Genomic DNA, 15559 nt, shown 5'->3' on the forward strand with positions numbered 1-15559 from the left:
GCCGGTCCGCTGAAGGAGAGATACCCTGCCTGAAATCACTGATACTGCATGGGATGTCATCGTTGTTGGCGGCGGTAACGCTGCCTTGTGCGCGGCCATCGAAGCGGCCGAGGCCGGTTGCCGGGTGATTATCCTTGAAGGCGCTCCGAAAGCCTATCGCGGAGGAAATTCGCGCCATACACGGAATTTCCGCTGCATGCATCAGGGGCCGCTGTCTGTTCTGACTGATAGCTACGAAGAGGACGAGTATTTCGACGATCTGCTGCGTGTGACAAAGGGCAACACGGATGAGGGGTTGGCCCGGTTGGCGATCCGCACCTCGGAGAGTTGTCTGCCCTGGATGGAGGAGCATGGTGTCAGGTTTCAGCCCTCGCTTTCAGGAACCCTGTCATTGGGGCGAACGAACGCATTTTTCCTCGGTGGCGGCAAAGCGCTGGTGAATGCCTATTACAACACTGCCGCTGATTTCGGTGTTGAGGTGGTCTATGAGGCCCAGGTCAAGCATGTTGAAATCGAGGGCGGGGCGTTTCAGGCGGTCGAGGTGGAGATAGGGGACACTGCGCCCTGCCGGGTCGAAGGCCGCACCATCGTGCTGGCGTCTGGCGGCTTTCAGGGAGATATCGATTGGCTGGCCCGTGCATGGGGGCCTGCGGCCCGGAATTTCCTCATTCGGGGCACCCCCTATAACCGCGGTGTTGTGTTGAGAGACATGCTGGATCAAGGCGCGGATAGCGTCGGCGATCCGACCCAGTGTCATGCTGTCGCCATTGATGGGCGGGCACCGAAATTTGATGGCGGCATCGTCACACGGCTGGACTGCGTTCCGTTCTCTGTCGTCGTGAACAAGAATGGTGAACGCTTTTATGACGAGGGTGAGGATGTCTGGCCGAAGCGCTATGCAATCTGGGGCCGCCTCGTCGCCGCGCAACCGGATCAGGTCGCCTATTCGATCATTGATGCGAAAAGCAGCACGCTCTTCATGCCCTCGGTCTTCTCGGCAATTCAGTCGGATACACTTGAAGGGCTGGCAGAACAAATGGGTCTTCCCGCTGCGAAGCTGCGGGAGACGGTCGATGCCTTCAACGCGGCGTGCCGCGAGGGGCATTTCCATCCGACGGAACTGGACGGGCTGGCGACGGACGGTGTCGAACCCCAGAAGACCAACTGGGCCCGGCGGATCACCGAGCCGCCTTTCTACGGCTATTCCCTGCGCCCTGGCGTCACCTTTACCTATCTTGGCCTCAAGGTGGACGAGACGGCGCGAGTGACGATGGAAGGCAAGAAACTCGAAAATGTCTGGGCGGCGGGTGAGATCATGGCGGGAAGCATTCTGGGTGAAGGCTATCTCGCCGGTTTCGGCATGACCATCGGCACTGTGTTCGGCCGGATAGCGGGGCAGGAAGCAGCGAAAGGCGCGCGCCGGGGAGTGAACAGCAATGCCGCTTGATCACGCGACACAAATGCCGACCGCAAACGCCCTGACAGATGAAGCGCGCCGCCAGATCGAGATCTGCAATGCCTGCCGCTATTGCGAGGGCTATTGCTCCGTCTTCCCGGCTATCACCAGACAGCGGGCATTTGTCGATGGCGATATTACCCAGCTTGCCAATCTCTGCCACAATTGCCGGGGCTGCTATTACGCCTGCCAATATACCGAACCCCATGAATTCGCGATCAATCTGCCGAGGGCGCTGGCCGAGGCGCGCGCCGAGAGCTGGGAGCGGTTTGCCTGGCCGCGTTTCCTGGCGGGCCCGTTCCACCGCAGCGGCGTTGCCATCGCGGGCGCGCTTATCGTTGGGTTAGCGGCACTTTTTTGGGTGGCGCAGGCATTGAAGCCTGCCGACGGGGAAGGCTTCTATGCCGTGATGTCCCACACCATCATGGTGTCGATTTTCACTCCGGCTTTCCTGTTGCCGCTCCTGGCGATTTTTGTGGGCTTGCGTGCCTACTGGAAGGAGGTTGGTGGGCAGTCTGTCAGTTTTGCACATCTGAAGGCCGCATTCGCCGATGCGTCCAAGCTGAAAAACCTTTCCGGCGGGGCGGCGGAAGGTTGCAACTTCGAAAAGGGCGACCGCTTCAGCAATGTGCGCCGCTGGCACCATCAGGCAGTGATGTATGGATTCCTGCTCTGTTTCGCTTCAACCGGCTCCGCAACGCTGATGCACTATCTCCTTGATATGCCTGCGCCATACGGGCTGTTTTCCCTGCCCAAGCTGCTGGGTATACCAGGGGGGCTGATGCTGACCCTTGGCAGTCTTGGCATGGCAGTGCTGAAAACGCGTGGCGAGAAAGACCTCGGCGCGCCCGCGCTCTGGGGCGGCGAGATGGCGTTCGTGCTGTTGCTGAGCTTCACTGGCGGCAGCGGCCTTGCCCTCTATGCCGCGACCGGCACGGCGGCGGTCTCCGTGCTGCTGCCCTTGCATCTTGGTGCCGTGCTGACCTTCTTCCTGCTCGCTCCCTATTCGAAGATGGTACACGGCTTCTTCAGGCTGGCGGCACTGGTGCGGGACGCGCAGCAAAAAATATGACGCTGCATAATCGACGGATTCTCGCCTTTCTTTGCCAGCACGGTTATCGGATCGAATTTCTTACCGCTTACCAGCTTGTTGTGCTCCCGCGATCTTTCTCGTAATACCACATTATGAATGGGGCGGGGATATTGGGGAACGGGCCTTTTAGAGGTGCCGGAATGACTGCAGGCCGCATCGTGACTTTTCTTGTCGCGGCGGTTTTCTTGCTGCGTTCGTTGCTTCCTGCCGGATTTATGCTCGAACAGGAAGGACCAGGAAACGACTGGTCCTTGGTCATCTGTTCTCAGCTATCCTCGTATGCCGGGGATAGCGCGCCCAATGTGCTGCATGAGGAGCAGCGTGCGGCGCTGGAGTTCCTCTCTCAACTCAACGGCACAAATGATAATCCGGTTAGTAAACCGTGCGACTTCGCGACCGTTCTTGCTGCTGCTTCGCTTGGTGATGTTCCTGTTATTCCAGTGCAGTTCAGCACGGAAATTTCACAATACTGTCTTCGTCCCCAATCCTGTTTCCAGGACGGGACCAATCTTCGGAAATTCCCGAGAGCGCCGCCAATTATCTGAATTGAGTTTGCCGAACACCCGTATGCGCGGGTGCATCCGTTAAATCCAAGTTCAGAGTATTTTCATGTCCAGAAGAGTTTCTCTTTCGGCGGCAGCCTCCGTGAGCGCCGTCGTAACATTGCTGTGCGGCGCCCCGGAAAGTATTGCGCAAAGCACAGATGATAAGGCGAAAGCCCACCGGTTGGATCAGATCGTGGTCTCCGCAAACCGGCGGGAACAGTCAATCGATGATGTTCAGGCCAGCATCGACGTTATCGATCAGGAAAAACTGCAAAGATATTCCGGAGCGTCCTTGATTGAGGCGCTGCGAGATGCAGTCGGTGTCGATGCGCGGTCTAGCGGTTCCAGCTCGGATGTAACCATCCGGGGACAAATCCCGAATGCGGGTAGTTCAGTGCTGATTCTGGTTGACGGTCTTCCGCGGACAGCGAAGTTCGGCGTCGACAACCTGAACCTTATAAGCGTCGAAAACGTTGAGCGTATCGAGGTTGTTCGGGGGCCGATGTCTGCACTGTACGGCGCTAACGCTGCCGGGGGCGTCATCAACATTATCACGAAGTCTCCGGAAGGAACGGGCGGGAGCATCCGCACGACGGTTGGAACCTCAGCATCCGACGATGGCGACGGACGAGAGACCTTCAACACTGGCGCGACGGCGCATTTTTCAGCGGGTCAGTTCTCTCACAAGATCTCCGTTGATACCCGACATGCACGCCCCTTCGCTTTCGATGACGATATCGATGACTCGTTGAATGGAAATGCACATCTTGGCTTCGCCTATCAGGGGCGATGGGAGATCACGGAGACTGATCAGCTGGATTTGCGTCTCGAAGGGTATGATCAGGATGATCGCCATACCGGAGTTTCCGCGGGCCAGACCTATACGCGGACGGAAAAAGAAACACGCCTGTTCGGTGCCTTGACCTATTCCGGCAATGTCGGACCGGGTTTCTTGACGATTGAAGGGTCCCGCGGACATACGGACGGATCCGCAAACCGCTCGATTACCGTTGAGAAAACCGATTACACCCAGACTATCGCGCAGGGTCGGTATTTCCTGGACTTCGATAATACCGCAGCAGGCAGCCATTCTGTTCTGACGGGAGGCGGCATCGCCCGCGACGAAATTGACATCAATATCTATTCCCGGACCGGTGAGCGTGATGACACCCACTTTTTCATTCAGGATGAGTGGGTTCCGCTTGATTGGCTTTCCATTGTCGGCGGTGTCCGCGTTGACCATTTCAGCGACTTCGGCACCCATGCAGTCCCGCGCCTGACGATCGGCTCCCGCGGCGACGGTTTGTCATGGCGTATCGGCTACGGACAGGCGTACCGCGCTCCGAGCGTGATCGAGCAATATTCGCAGTTTGTGCGTGGCCGTTTCCTCATTCGCGGCAACGAGAATGTCGAAGCTGAGGAATCTACCTCTTATGAAGCCGCCTTGGGATGGAGTGGAGATCGAGGCAGGATAGAAGCCGTTTATCACCACAGTGATATCGAGAATTTGATCGAATCGGTTACAACCTCCGAGAGGACCTCCGACGGCCTCGGGGTCATCGAATACCAGAACATCTCCGAAGCGGTCATTCAGGGCATTGAGCTTTCCGGTGAATACCTGCTTTCAGATGAAGTCAGTATCGGTGGCTCATATGAATTTCTGGATGCTGAAGACGGCGACGGCAAGCGCCTGGAGGATCGTGCGCGTCACGCCTTCAAAGTGAGCGGGACATATGAGAGCGGCCCATGGTCCGCGACTGTTCGTGGCCGAACAGCTCTTGGCTATTACGCTCCGGATCCGAACATTCGTGGTTCTGCACCTTTTACCTCAGAATATTCAACAGTAGACCTCAACGGACGTTATCGGCTTAACGACGATCTTTCATTCTCGATTGGCGTCGACAACATTTTCGATAAGCAGGTGCCCGTGAACTACTCGTCGAACGGCAGCGTCGAGGACCCTGCTGGCCGCTTCGTCTATGCGACCATGCGGTTCGCGTTCTGATGGCGGACAATCAGACATGCGTATCAGGGCAGCGTTACGCTGACCCTGATACAATTCTGGACGGTTGGAAGACGTTGCTCCGTTCCGGAGAACACTTGCATGCACCGGAGATCGCAAAGCGCTTGAACGTGAGTGAAGCCGCTCTCGTGGCCGCGCGTATCGGGACCGGGGCGCTGCGTCTGCGGCCCGACGCAGCAGTGCTGCTTTCCTCAATATCCGAATGGGGACGCGTCTTGTGTGCCTTTTCCAATGAGAGTGGCGTTCACATGCCGCTGGGTGATGTCGCTCTGGAGTCGAATGAAGGCGGTCCGCTCCGCTTGTTCGGCGCGCATATGGACGCTGAAATTGATGGCGAGGCCGTTGCGGAAGCATTTCTTTTTCTGGATAGAGATGAAAGCCACGGAAACTCCCGGTCTATCCAGTTATTCGATGAACGAGGCGCGCCGATCGTGAAGATATTTATCTTTCACAAGGGGCATTTCGAAGCCGTTGAGGCTGGGATACGGAGCCTCGCAACAGAAGACCAATCCCGTGTGCCAGCGCCGCGAAGCACGACGCCGGCTTACGACCCGGGCGCCGCGTCCGGGAGGCAAGACCACGATCTGGATTCGCTCAACTGCGTTGGGCAAGAAGCCATCGAGGAATATCTGTCTGCCGTGGCGGGATCGATGGAAATCGAGGCAGTGTCGAGACATGCCCGTGTCATCTGGCGCGGTGTTCTGTCCGGGTGGCGTTTCGCGAATGGAATGATGCATCTGCATGAAGGGGGGCTTCGTTCGCACCTCAGGATGGAGCCATTGGCGTCAGCTTGCGAGACAAAGAAAGGAGGCCTGGCATTTAACGGATCTGTTCCAGACGAAAGCGGTGACGCGCCTCGGTTGCTTCGTATCATTGTCGGGAGGGCTGTGTGATGAATGGCATTGTGCGCCTTCTTCTTGCCGCTGTGATATTGCTTCTTGCCGGTCGTCAGGCGGATGCGACGGATAACCGAATTGCTGTCATTAGCAGTTCGATTGCGGAGATTGTGGTCGCTCTCGGCGAGGGCGGGAATGTTGTTCTGCGTGGTGGCGGAACCGATCACATCCCGGAAATTACCGATGCAGTTCGCCTGCCCGGATATAGTCAGCCGTCCGCCGAAGGCATGCTGGCTGTTGGGCCGACGATCGCTTTGATGTCGGCACGCCGGACAAAGCCTGTTGTTAAACAGCAGCTAGAGGCAGCAGGCGTCGAAGTGTATCTGTTCGAGACACTGACGGATCTGAGCGATCTTCCCGACCGTGTGCGGGTGATTGCAAAACTGCTTGGGTGGGAGGGTCGGGCGGAGGCCGTTATTGCAAGCTTTCACGCGGAGTTGGTCGCGGCGAAAGCTCTTGTCGATAATACGGAAAGCCGACCCCGCGGCTTGTTCCTGCTTTCGGGCGGCGGCCGTCCTACGGTCGTTGCAGGAGGGGATACCCATATAGCATCCCTGATCCGGCTTGCTGGCGGTGTAAACGTTACTGATGGCATATCCTTGTTCAAGCCTATGAATCAGGAGGCCATGATGATGGCTGCGCCCGATTTCATCATTGTGAACAAGGAGGGGCTGGGACTTGCGGGCGGCGAAATCATCGCTTTCCAGGCTCCGGGCGTTCAATTGACACCTGCCGCCAGAAATGGGGCGGTATTCTCAATGCCGAGTGGGTATTTAACCGATCTCGGCCTTTCAACACCGAAGGCCATCACTGTACTCGCCAGGAAAATCCATCCTGAGCTGAACTGACGTTTTGGTTGGTTACCGGAAGCAGAATCAACAGAGGTTGGCGCTGCTTCCGGTATTTCGCTTTCGGAAGCCTCTTGCTCCTGACTTTAGAGGACAGGAGGCTCGCCGACGATTACTCCGCCGCCATCTTTGTCGCGTCCAGCTTTTCCAGGACCTTTGGCGGGGACATAGGCAGGCTGTAGAAGCGAACACCAAGGGCGTTGTAGACGGCGTTCCGAATGGCTGCCAGCGGCGGCACCAGCGGGACCTCGCCGACGCCGCGGACACCCTGCGGGTGTTTCGGGTTCGGGATCTCGATGATCACATTGTCCAGCATCGGCACGTCTGAGCAGACCGGCATCCGGTAATCCAGGAAGCCCGGGTTATCGACCTTGCCATCCTTGTTGTAGATGTATTCCTCATTCAGTGCCCAGCCGATGCCCTGAACGGCTCCGCCTTGCATCTGCCCTTCAACATAGGCCGGATGAACTGCTTTTCCGACGTCCTGGAACGAGGTGTAGCGGACCACGCGGACGATCCCAAGGTCGACATCGACCTCGACGTCGCAGACATGCGTCGCGAAACCGCCTTCGGCGCCAGCGGTATTGAGCTGAACGCCCGCACCGATCGGCCCGCCGGTCTCATTCGAGCGTGCCGCAAGATCTTCAAGAGTGAGAGGATCGAATTTACCAGCATTCTCGCCAGCCGGGCGGGCTGCCCCATCCGACCAGGTGACCGCTTCGGCATCGATGCCCCAGATCTTGGCGGCCAGACCGCGCAGCCTTTCGATCACCTGCTCTGTCGACTGGGTCACCACCATGGCAGAGGCAAAAAGGACACGGCTGCCGCCGGTCAGGTTGCTATAGCCGATGGTCGCGGTGTCGCCGATCAGAACCGAGACCCGTCGATAGTCGATGCCGAGCAATTCCGCAGTGATGTTGGCGATTGACGCACGAGAGCCGCCGATATCCGGATGACCCGTGGTGACGACGACATTGCCGTCTTCGGTGATGTTCACCTGGGCACTGGACTCGCCACCCGCATTGAACCAGTAACCGCTGGCAACGCCCCGACCCTGGAATTTGCCGAGGGGGGCCTTGTAATGCTCATGCGCGAGCGCGGCTTTCACCGTCTCGGCAAAGCCCATGACCGGATAGACTGGGCCGTGCGCAGCTTTCGTACCCTGCTTGGCGGCGTTTTTGAGGCGTAGCTCCAGAGGGTCGATACCGAGTTCCTCGGCGACCTCATCCAGCACGCTTTCGACCGCATAGGCGCCAATGGGTGCACCCGGGGCCCGATATGCCGCGACCTTGGAACGGTTGGAGACCACGTCGTAGCCGAAAGAGAGCACGTTCGGAATATCGTATGGCGCAAAGCAGCAGCCGCAAGCGCCGCGGATCGGTGCGCCCGGGAATGCGCCGGCCTGCAGGTAGTGGACCGCATGTCCGGCCACGATAGTGCCGTCTTTCTTGGCGCCGATCTTGACCATGCTCTTGGCGCCCGAGGTCGGCCCCGAGGCCCGCATGACGTCCTCGCGGCTCATCACCATCTTCACCGGACGCCCCGATTTTTTCGATAGCATGGCTGCGACGGGTTCAAGATAAATGATGGTCTTGCCGCCGAAACCGCCGCCGATCTCGGCCGGGATTGCCCGGATATCGCTCTGCGGGATGCCGGTCAGGAACGCGGTCATGGCGCGGACCATGAATTGGCCCTGGCTGGAACTCCAGATCGTGGTCTTGCCGTCGGCCGCAACACTGACAAGGCAGGCATGGGGCTCGATATAGCCCTGATGGACAGGCCTTGTGTCGAAGCTCCGCTCGATGATTACGTCGGCTTCGCCAAAACCAGCATCGATGTCGCCCAGGGTGTGCTCAAGTGTGCCGACAATGTTTGACGGCTTGCCTTCGAATTCGATGAAATCGTGCAAAATCGGCGCATCGTCGGCGATAGCGTCATCGATCTCAATGGCCCAGGGCAGGACCTCGTAATCGACTTCGATCAGCTCGCAGGCCTGTTGGGCAATCTCTCCGGAGGTTGCCGCAACCGCTGCGATTGGATGTCCGTGGAACAGCGCCTTCTCGCGCGCCATCACATTGCGGCACATCCAGCGCATGTCCTGAATGCCGAGCGGCACAGGCGTATGAACGGAGAAATCGACGATATCTTCGGCCGTGACAATGGACTTCACGCCGGGCAGTGCCTCGGCTTTGGAAGTGTCGATGGAGCGGATGATGGCATGTGGATGCGGGCTGCGCAGCACCTTGCCCCAGATCATGCCGGGCATGTTGGTGTCCGCCGCATAGGCGGCCTTGCCGGTTACTTTGTCGGCGCCGTCCGGACGGATCGTACTCGTGCCGATCCATTTGTTTGAATTCTCGTTCATGCTGGCTCTCCCTGCGGTCCAGAGCTTTCTGTTGCCCCGTTCATCCCGGCTTTGCATTTCGCCCGGCCCGTGGCCTGAAGACGATGCTGGCAAAATTCATTCTTCGCTGGAGAAAGCCTACACGCTCTTCGCTCTCATGAACAAGGTCGGGAGCGCGAAGAGAATGTGCCGATTTGTGCAATGCCTGGATGAACTGCCTGGTAAAAGGTGCAGGGTTCCGTGAAAGGTTTACACCTCTACCTCGATACGGCCGATCGGATTGGAACAGCAGGCGAGGATGTAGCCAGCCTCGATATCGTCTTCCGAGATGCCGCCGTTGTGCACCATGTGCACCTCACCGGAGAGCTTCTTGATCTTGCAGGTGCCGCAGACGCCGAAGGTGCAGCCGGACGGGATGTTGAGTCCGGAGGTTTTGGCGGCATTAAGCACGGTGTCTGTTTCGGCAAAGTGCCCGGTAACGCCGGAGGCGGCGAAGACAATCTCCGCCATGGCGCCTTCGTCGGGAACAGTATCTTCCAGTTCCGGGATGTCTTCTTCCTTGGCGGCTGGCGCCTGGAAACTTTCCTGATGGTAATGGTCCATGTCGAAGCCGAAGCCTGCAAGTGCTTCTCGAACTGCCTGCATGAACGGCTCAGGTCCGCAACAGAAGACCTCACGCTCAAGATAATCCGGCGTCATCAAGCCCAACATGAGCTGGTTGAACATGCCTTGGTAGCCAGTCCACGGTCGATATCGGTCTGGCTCTTCCACGACGAATTTCAGATCGATGCCCGGAACACGGCTCGCCATGTGCTCGAGCCGTTCCCGGAAGATGATCTCCGACGGGCGCTTGGCGCAATTGATCAGCACCACGTCGGGCTCGGTGCCGAGATCGTACATGTAAGTTGTCATGGACATCATCGGCGTGATGCCCGATCCGGCGGAGATGAAGAGATATTTCGGCGCGGGATGCTGTGCCATGCAGAAGAGACCTGCGGGGCCGATCGCCTTGATCTTCACGCCGGGACCGAGATTGTCGAGCATCCAGCGGGTGCCGATGCTGGTATCCTGCGCCTTGGCGGTGATGCAGATAGACCGGGGCCGCGAGGGCGAGGACGAGATTGTGTAAGTCCGGTGCACCGGCCCGCCGGGAGTCGGAATCTCCAACGTCAGAAACTGGCCAGCCTGAAAATCGAACAATGCACCGGACGGGGCCTGGAAAGTGAAGGTCGCGGTGTTCGGCACCTCCGGCAGGACGGAAACGCATTCAAGCAGCTCGCTGTCGTGCCATACACCGGCATCCAGAATGGGGGATGGTGCGGCCATGGGTTATTCCGCCGCCATCATGGTCGGCTGTAACCGGTCGCCCATTGTGTTGCGGTACCAGTCGACGAATGAAATCACGCCACTTTCCTGTGTCCGTGAATACGGTCCCGGTTCATAGGCGGGGGAATTGATGCCATGCTGGTTGTCTTCGACCACGCGGCGGTCTTCGTCGTTTGTGGCCGTCCAGACTTCGGTCAGGCGTTTCAGGTCATAATCCTGGCCTTCGACTGCGTTCTTGTTGACCAACCACTTGGTCGTGACCTCAGTTTCAGTCGGTCCGATGGGGGTCACACGGAAGACAATGGAATGGTCCGCGAGAAAATGGTTCCAGGTCGTCGGATAATGGAATTTCAACAGGGTGCCGGCTGACTTGTCAGCGATCCGGCCGAGGAACTTGTTGACCGCGATTTTGCCATCCATCGTGTAGCTTTCAGCGCCCTCAAGCAGTGGCATCCGGGTGACCCGGTACTGCATATTCTCCGACATCTTGAATCGGGACGGAAAGCCCTGTGCTTCCATTCGTTCAAAATGAGACTGAAGTTGCAGCGGAATGTCCCCCTCGACACCGGAGACGGTCGGGTCTTCGGGAAAGGTGCGGCATAGGCTCGGGTGATTGCCGCTGCAGTGATAGCACTCTCGGTTATTTTCCCAGACCAGCTTCCAATTGCCGCTCTCGATGATGCTGCTCCCATGTGCAACCTTGGCATTGCTCAGGTCATGCGGTGCGAGATAAGGCTTAACAAAATCGGCATAGGCGTCGAAGTCGGGCGCGTCGTCGGCGAGGCAGATATAGATGAGGCCGGAAAGTTCACGGCAATGCACTGGCTTCAGGCCGTGCTGTGTTGCATCGAAATCGGCTCCCATGTCCCTGGCCCAGAGCAACTTGCCATCAAGCTCATAAGTCCACTGATGATAAGGGCAGACCAGTTTAGGGGCATTACCCTTGGCAGCCTTGCAGATGACCGAGCCACGATGCCGGCAGGTATTGTGGAAGGCCCGGATCATATTGTCCGCGCCGCGCACGATGATGACGCGATAATCGCCAACCTTGTGGGTGACATAGCTGCCGGGCTTCGTCAGCTCACATGCCGGGATCGCGAACAGCCACTCGCGGTACCAGATCTGTTCCATGTCGAGCCGGAAAATATCCGGGTCACCATAGAATGGCTGTGCCAGGCTGTGTCCGCTCCGTTGCTGGTTCAGCAAGGCCAGCATGTAGTTGCGCGCGCTCATCTCTCATCCTCGCGATACGCGTGGATATCGGCGGGAGTGAGGTGAAAGAGCTGAAGGCGTTCTACGCCAATAACCCGTACTACCCCGAAATCGCCCACCGCGATCCCGTCAGTTGCGTCCGTTCAAGGCTGGTTTCCGGACTTCGGAGCGGTCCAACTTTTGCCCCCGCGCCTTCCCGGGCCGATCATGGCCCAGTGGCATTTGCGGGTACTTTTGCTCCGCCACCGTTGCGGGGGCAGCACCGGTTTCGGGCCGGTTTCCCAATTCTCCATGCTGTCCCAACAAACACGATGTCGGTTCGGCCAACACGGCACCTCGAACGCTGAAATTAGAGCACGAGAGAGCGGGTAGCGTTCGTCATGGGAACGACATTGCTGCGTCGCAAAATAAACATTCGAAAAATGTTTGAAGAAGACCGCCGCGGGGGCCGTTTCGAGCCTGCGGCGGTCTTGCCTGTAAAGTCTTTATTCGGCGGCGCCGCGCAGATCTGCGGCGGTCTCTAGAACGGCACGGACAATCTTGTCATAGCCGGTGCAACGGCAGAGATTGCCTGCAAGCCAATACCGCACTTCGGTCTCGCTCGGGTTCGGGTTTTTCTTCAGCAGGGCATCCGCCGCGACCAGCACGCCCGGCGTGCAGATACCGCATTGCAGCGCAGCCGTTTCGAGGAACTTCTGCTGCAGCGGATGCAGAGCTTCACCCTCGGACATGCCCTCGATCGTTTTAATTTCGTGCCCTTCGGCCTCTGCGGCCAGCATCAGGCAGGAGCAGACCAGCCGGTCATCCAGAGTAACGCTGCAGGCGCCGCAATCGCCGGAGCCACAGCCTTCCTTGGAACCGGTCATGCCGAGATTATCCCGGAGCACGTCCAGCATGGTCTCATAAGGCTCACAGAGGAATTCCGTCGGCTCGCCATTAATAGTGGTGGTGATGTGCATCTTGGCCATGTGCTCAGCCTCCCTTGGCGCGTTCGGCGGCGATGGCGGTGGTGCGCTTGAGCAGCACGCCCGCGACTTTCGTACGATAGGCAATGGTACCGCGTTTGTCGTCAATCGGGCGGCAGGCCGCGCTGCACGCGGCCGCAGCCTTGTCCAGTGCGGCATCGTCCAGCTTGGAGCCGATCAATGCTTTGGCTGCGTCCTCGACCAGAAGCACGGTCGGGGCAACGGCGCCGAGGCTGACGCGGGCGGCGGTGCAGGTGTCACCATCCATGGTGAGGCTGACAGCGCAGCCGACGACCGCAATATCCATTTCCGTTCTTGGGATCATGCGTAGATAGGCGTCGCTCGAATGCGCCGGGCGCGGCGGCAGCGTAAAGCTGACCAGAATCTCGCCGGGCGCGAGGCTGGTTTTACCAGGGCCTGTAGGGATTTTCTCAACCGGGATATCACGACGTCCGTCAGGTCCCTGAACTGTCGCGACCGCACCGGCGGCGACCAGGCTGGGAATGCTGTCGGCAGCAGGCGAGCCGTTGCAGAGATTACCGCCGGCGGAAGCGCGACCCTGAACCTGCGTCGAGCCGATCAGGTTCAGACCTTCGAGTACCCCGGGCCAAACCTTGCCGAATGTCGGGTGTTCTTCCAGAACAGCGCCAGCCACGGCAGCGCCTACCCGGAAGCCACCATCCTGCGTCTGCTCGATCGCGCTCAGTTCCCCGACTTTCTTGATATCGACAATCAGACCGGGCTTGACCATGCCCGCACGCATCTGCACCAGCAGGTCTGTGCCGCCGGCCAGAATACGGGCTGCGCCATTCGCCGCAGCATAAGCGCCGACCGCTTCATCCAGCGTCGTTGGCGCTACATATTGAATATCTGTCATAAAGAGTTTCCCAGCGTCGTTCCCATTTCACACACCGGATCCGCCGCCACATTGGCCGGGGGCGTTTTCCTCCAATACATGAATGAAAGAAGGCTACACGGCTGGAGGGGCTCTGAACAACCCCAACGAGCAGGACCAGTCCTGTTCGAGGCGGGAAAGAGTTGCCTTTGACTTCAGGTTTACGCGGCGACCTGCACATCCAGCAGGACCTGCCTTCGCTCTTTTGTCGCAATGGCGATGGCGCGTTCAAGGGCGGCGGGCAGCTCGCTTCCCCGTTCTACGCGCTCGACATGGGCATTGCTTGCGCTGGCGGTCTGCCGGAAGTCCGGGCTCGGCGTCAGAGCCGTCAATGGAACCTCGTTCGATTTCGCGGCATAACCGTCTGGATAAAGTCCGACAACAGATTGCCGGACGGCGCCCCATTCGTGGTTGTTCAGGATCAGCGTGATGATCGGCAGTTCCAGCGCTTCGGCGATCTGGTGGCAGACTGTTGGGTTCGAGAACATGTAGGAGCCGTCGCCCATGGTGGCGACCACCAGCCGGTCCGGATCGGCGAGCTGCGCCCCGAGGGCGGCGGGAAGCCCCCAGCCGAGACCACCTGAATGGGGTTCCTGAAAAAAGGAGTTCACCTCTCGGCGACTCAGAAAGCCAAGCATGGTGCCCAGCTCAGAATAGACGGTGGATGGTCGTCCTTCGAGCGCCTTACCGAGGCACTGGCTGACCCATTGCTTGGTCATGGGGCCGCTGTTTCCGGCTTCCGCAACGCGGACCATATCCGCCCGGTTGGCTGAGGAAGCTTTGGCGATCCGCTCCCGGCGGTCGCGGATACGGGACTGGTTCCTCGCTTGCGTGTCGAGCTCTGCGGCAAGTGCTGGGATAGTGTCTGCGCTCTCACCGGTAAGGGTGATGGCGGATTTGAAATTGCGTACCGGGAAGCGGGAGAAGATCGGGTCGGGGCCGAGATTGATGATGGTGGCATCGCTGCGCGGCTTGTGAATGTCAGGCTGCCAGGGAGCGAGGCTGTCCAGAATCAGGATGACATCGGCCTTCTCGATCCAGGGCGACGGGTTAGGGCCAACATGGCAGTCATGATCCGTCGGCAACGCCAGCTCGACGGCCCAGTAGGAACAGACCGGGATGGCCCAGTCCGAGACCATCTGTTGGAACTGCGCAAAACTGGACGCATTCCCGGCACCGCGCTGGGCGATGATCAGCGGGTTCTCCGCGTTTGCCAAAGCCTTGGCCGCTGCCTGCAGGTCGGAGGCTTCCGGCATGATCCGGGCAGGAGCCATCGCCCCGTCGCCGGTCAGACCGTCGGCGGAGATGGTCTCACACAGGACTTCCCGGGGCAGGGAGAGATAAGAGGGGCCTTTTGGCGTCGAGTTCGAGATGGCATAGGCACGGTCCATCAGCTCGGTGATCTGCTCCGGGTAGCGCAGCTCGAAGTCCCACTTGCAGCATTCCCGGACCATGCCTGCCTGATCGCGCATTTCCTGGCCCCAGCCGATGGGCACGGTGCGGGCGCCGAACCGGCTGTGCTCGGTGATCGGCGTGCGACCGGACATCAGCAGCATCGGCACATGGGCGCAGGCCGCGTTGATGGCGCCGGTGACCCCGTTCGACAGGCCGACATTGGTATGCAGCATGACGGCAGGGCATTTGCCGGAGAGCTGGTAGTAACCGTGGGCCATGCTCATGGCCGCGTGCTCGTGCGGGATCGTCAGAGCCTGCGGCAGGGCGATGTCTTTCGCCTTCGCTTCGGCGAGGCCTTCGATAATCGGCGGGAAATCCGTGCCGGAGTTGCAGAACACGTAATCGATGCCGAGCGCCTTCAGGCGCGTGAAGATTGCGCCGCCGGCGGTAATGGTTTCGCGCGAGCCTGACATTGATCCTCCCGGAGATTTATCTGCTTTCAGTCTGACGCTGAAATGATGGTGTTCAGTGGATTATTGATCGGAATAACCCTAATTACGA

12 protein-coding genes and 1 riboswitch are annotated in these 15559 nt (G+C 59.1%); of the genes, 6 read left to right on the forward strand and 6 right to left on the reverse strand.

The genetic code is table 11. The features are described 5' to 3' along the window. Positions 1-34: 34 nt before the first annotated feature. From tcuA to ABJ076_RS12330, 6 genes are all read left to right on the forward strand, one after another. Positions 35-1447, forward strand: coding sequence for an FAD-dependent tricarballylate dehydrogenase TcuA (gene tcuA / locus ABJ076_RS12305; protein ID WP_348197942.1), 1413 nt, complete (start codon positions 35-37; stop codon positions 1445-1447). Continuing rightward, positions 1437-2528 carry a tricarballylate utilization 4Fe-4S protein TcuB gene (tcuB, locus tag ABJ076_RS12310; RefSeq protein ID WP_348189458.1) on the forward strand — a complete coding sequence of 364 codons (1092 nt, stop codon included), beginning with the start codon at positions 1437-1439 and terminating at the stop codon, positions 2526-2528. Before tcuA ends, tcuB begins: the two co-directional genes overlap by 11 nt. Before the next feature lie 161 nt (positions 2529-2689). Continuing rightward, complete coding sequence (locus tag ABJ076_RS12315; protein WP_348189456.1) at positions 2690-3094, forward strand: hypothetical protein; 405 nt, start codon at positions 2690-2692, stop codon at positions 3092-3094. Positions 3095-3158: 64 nt separating this feature from the next. After that, on the forward strand, positions 3159-5099 hold the full coding sequence (locus ABJ076_RS12320) for a TonB-dependent receptor (protein WP_348189454.1): 1941 nt from the start codon (positions 3159-3161) through the stop codon (positions 5097-5099). A gap of 95 nt (positions 5100-5194) precedes the next feature. After that, complete coding sequence (locus tag ABJ076_RS12325; protein WP_348189452.1) at positions 5195-6010, forward strand: ChuX/HutX family heme-like substrate-binding protein; 816 nt, start codon at positions 5195-5197, stop codon at positions 6008-6010. After that, entirely contained in the window at positions 6010-6861 is an 852-nt protein-coding gene (locus ABJ076_RS12330; RefSeq protein ID WP_348189450.1) for an ABC transporter substrate-binding protein, read from the forward strand. The genes ABJ076_RS12325 and ABJ076_RS12330 overlap by 1 nt, the downstream gene beginning before the upstream one ends. A gap of 112 nt (positions 6862-6973) precedes the next feature. Here the strand turns inward: ABJ076_RS12330 and ABJ076_RS12335 are convergent, their stop codons facing one another. From ABJ076_RS12335 to ABJ076_RS12360, 6 genes are all read right to left on the reverse strand, one after another. Then, positions 6974-9226 (reverse strand): xanthine dehydrogenase family protein molybdopterin-binding subunit, encoded by a 2253-nt coding sequence (locus ABJ076_RS12335; RefSeq protein WP_348189448.1) that lies wholly within the window; start codon positions 9224-9226, stop codon positions 6974-6976. A gap of 228 nt (positions 9227-9454) precedes the next feature. Continuing rightward, positions 9455-10531 carry a hybrid-cluster NAD(P)-dependent oxidoreductase gene (locus ABJ076_RS12340; protein ID WP_348189446.1) on the reverse strand — a complete coding sequence of 359 codons (1077 nt, stop codon included), beginning with the start codon at positions 10529-10531 and terminating at the stop codon, positions 9455-9457. Between the two features lie 3 nt (positions 10532-10534). Continuing rightward, positions 10535-11764: an aromatic ring-hydroxylating dioxygenase subunit alpha gene (locus tag ABJ076_RS12345; RefSeq protein ID WP_348189444.1), complete on the reverse strand. Its 1230-nt coding sequence runs from the start codon at positions 11762-11764 to the stop codon at positions 10535-10537. Between the two features lie 108 nt (positions 11765-11872). After that, a riboswitch (cobalamin riboswitch) is annotated at positions 11873-12097 on the reverse strand. A gap of 131 nt (positions 12098-12228) precedes the next feature. Continuing rightward, entirely contained in the window at positions 12229-12711 is a 483-nt protein-coding gene (locus ABJ076_RS12350; protein ID WP_348189442.1) for a (2Fe-2S)-binding protein, read from the reverse strand. A gap of 4 nt (positions 12712-12715) precedes the next feature. Continuing rightward, entirely contained in the window at positions 12716-13585 is an 870-nt protein-coding gene (locus ABJ076_RS12355; protein ID WP_348189440.1) for a xanthine dehydrogenase family protein subunit M, read from the reverse strand. Positions 13586-13764: 179 nt separating this feature from the next. After that, positions 13765-15471, reverse strand: a complete 1707-nt coding sequence (locus ABJ076_RS12360; protein WP_348189438.1) for a thiamine pyrophosphate-requiring protein — start codon at positions 15469-15471, stop codon at positions 13765-13767. Positions 15472-15559: the final 88 nt, after the last annotated feature.

The sequence above is a fragment of the Nisaea sp. genome (assembly GCF_039990255.1).
Classification (GTDB): Bacteria; Pseudomonadota; Alphaproteobacteria; order Thalassobaculales; family Thalassobaculaceae; genus Nisaea.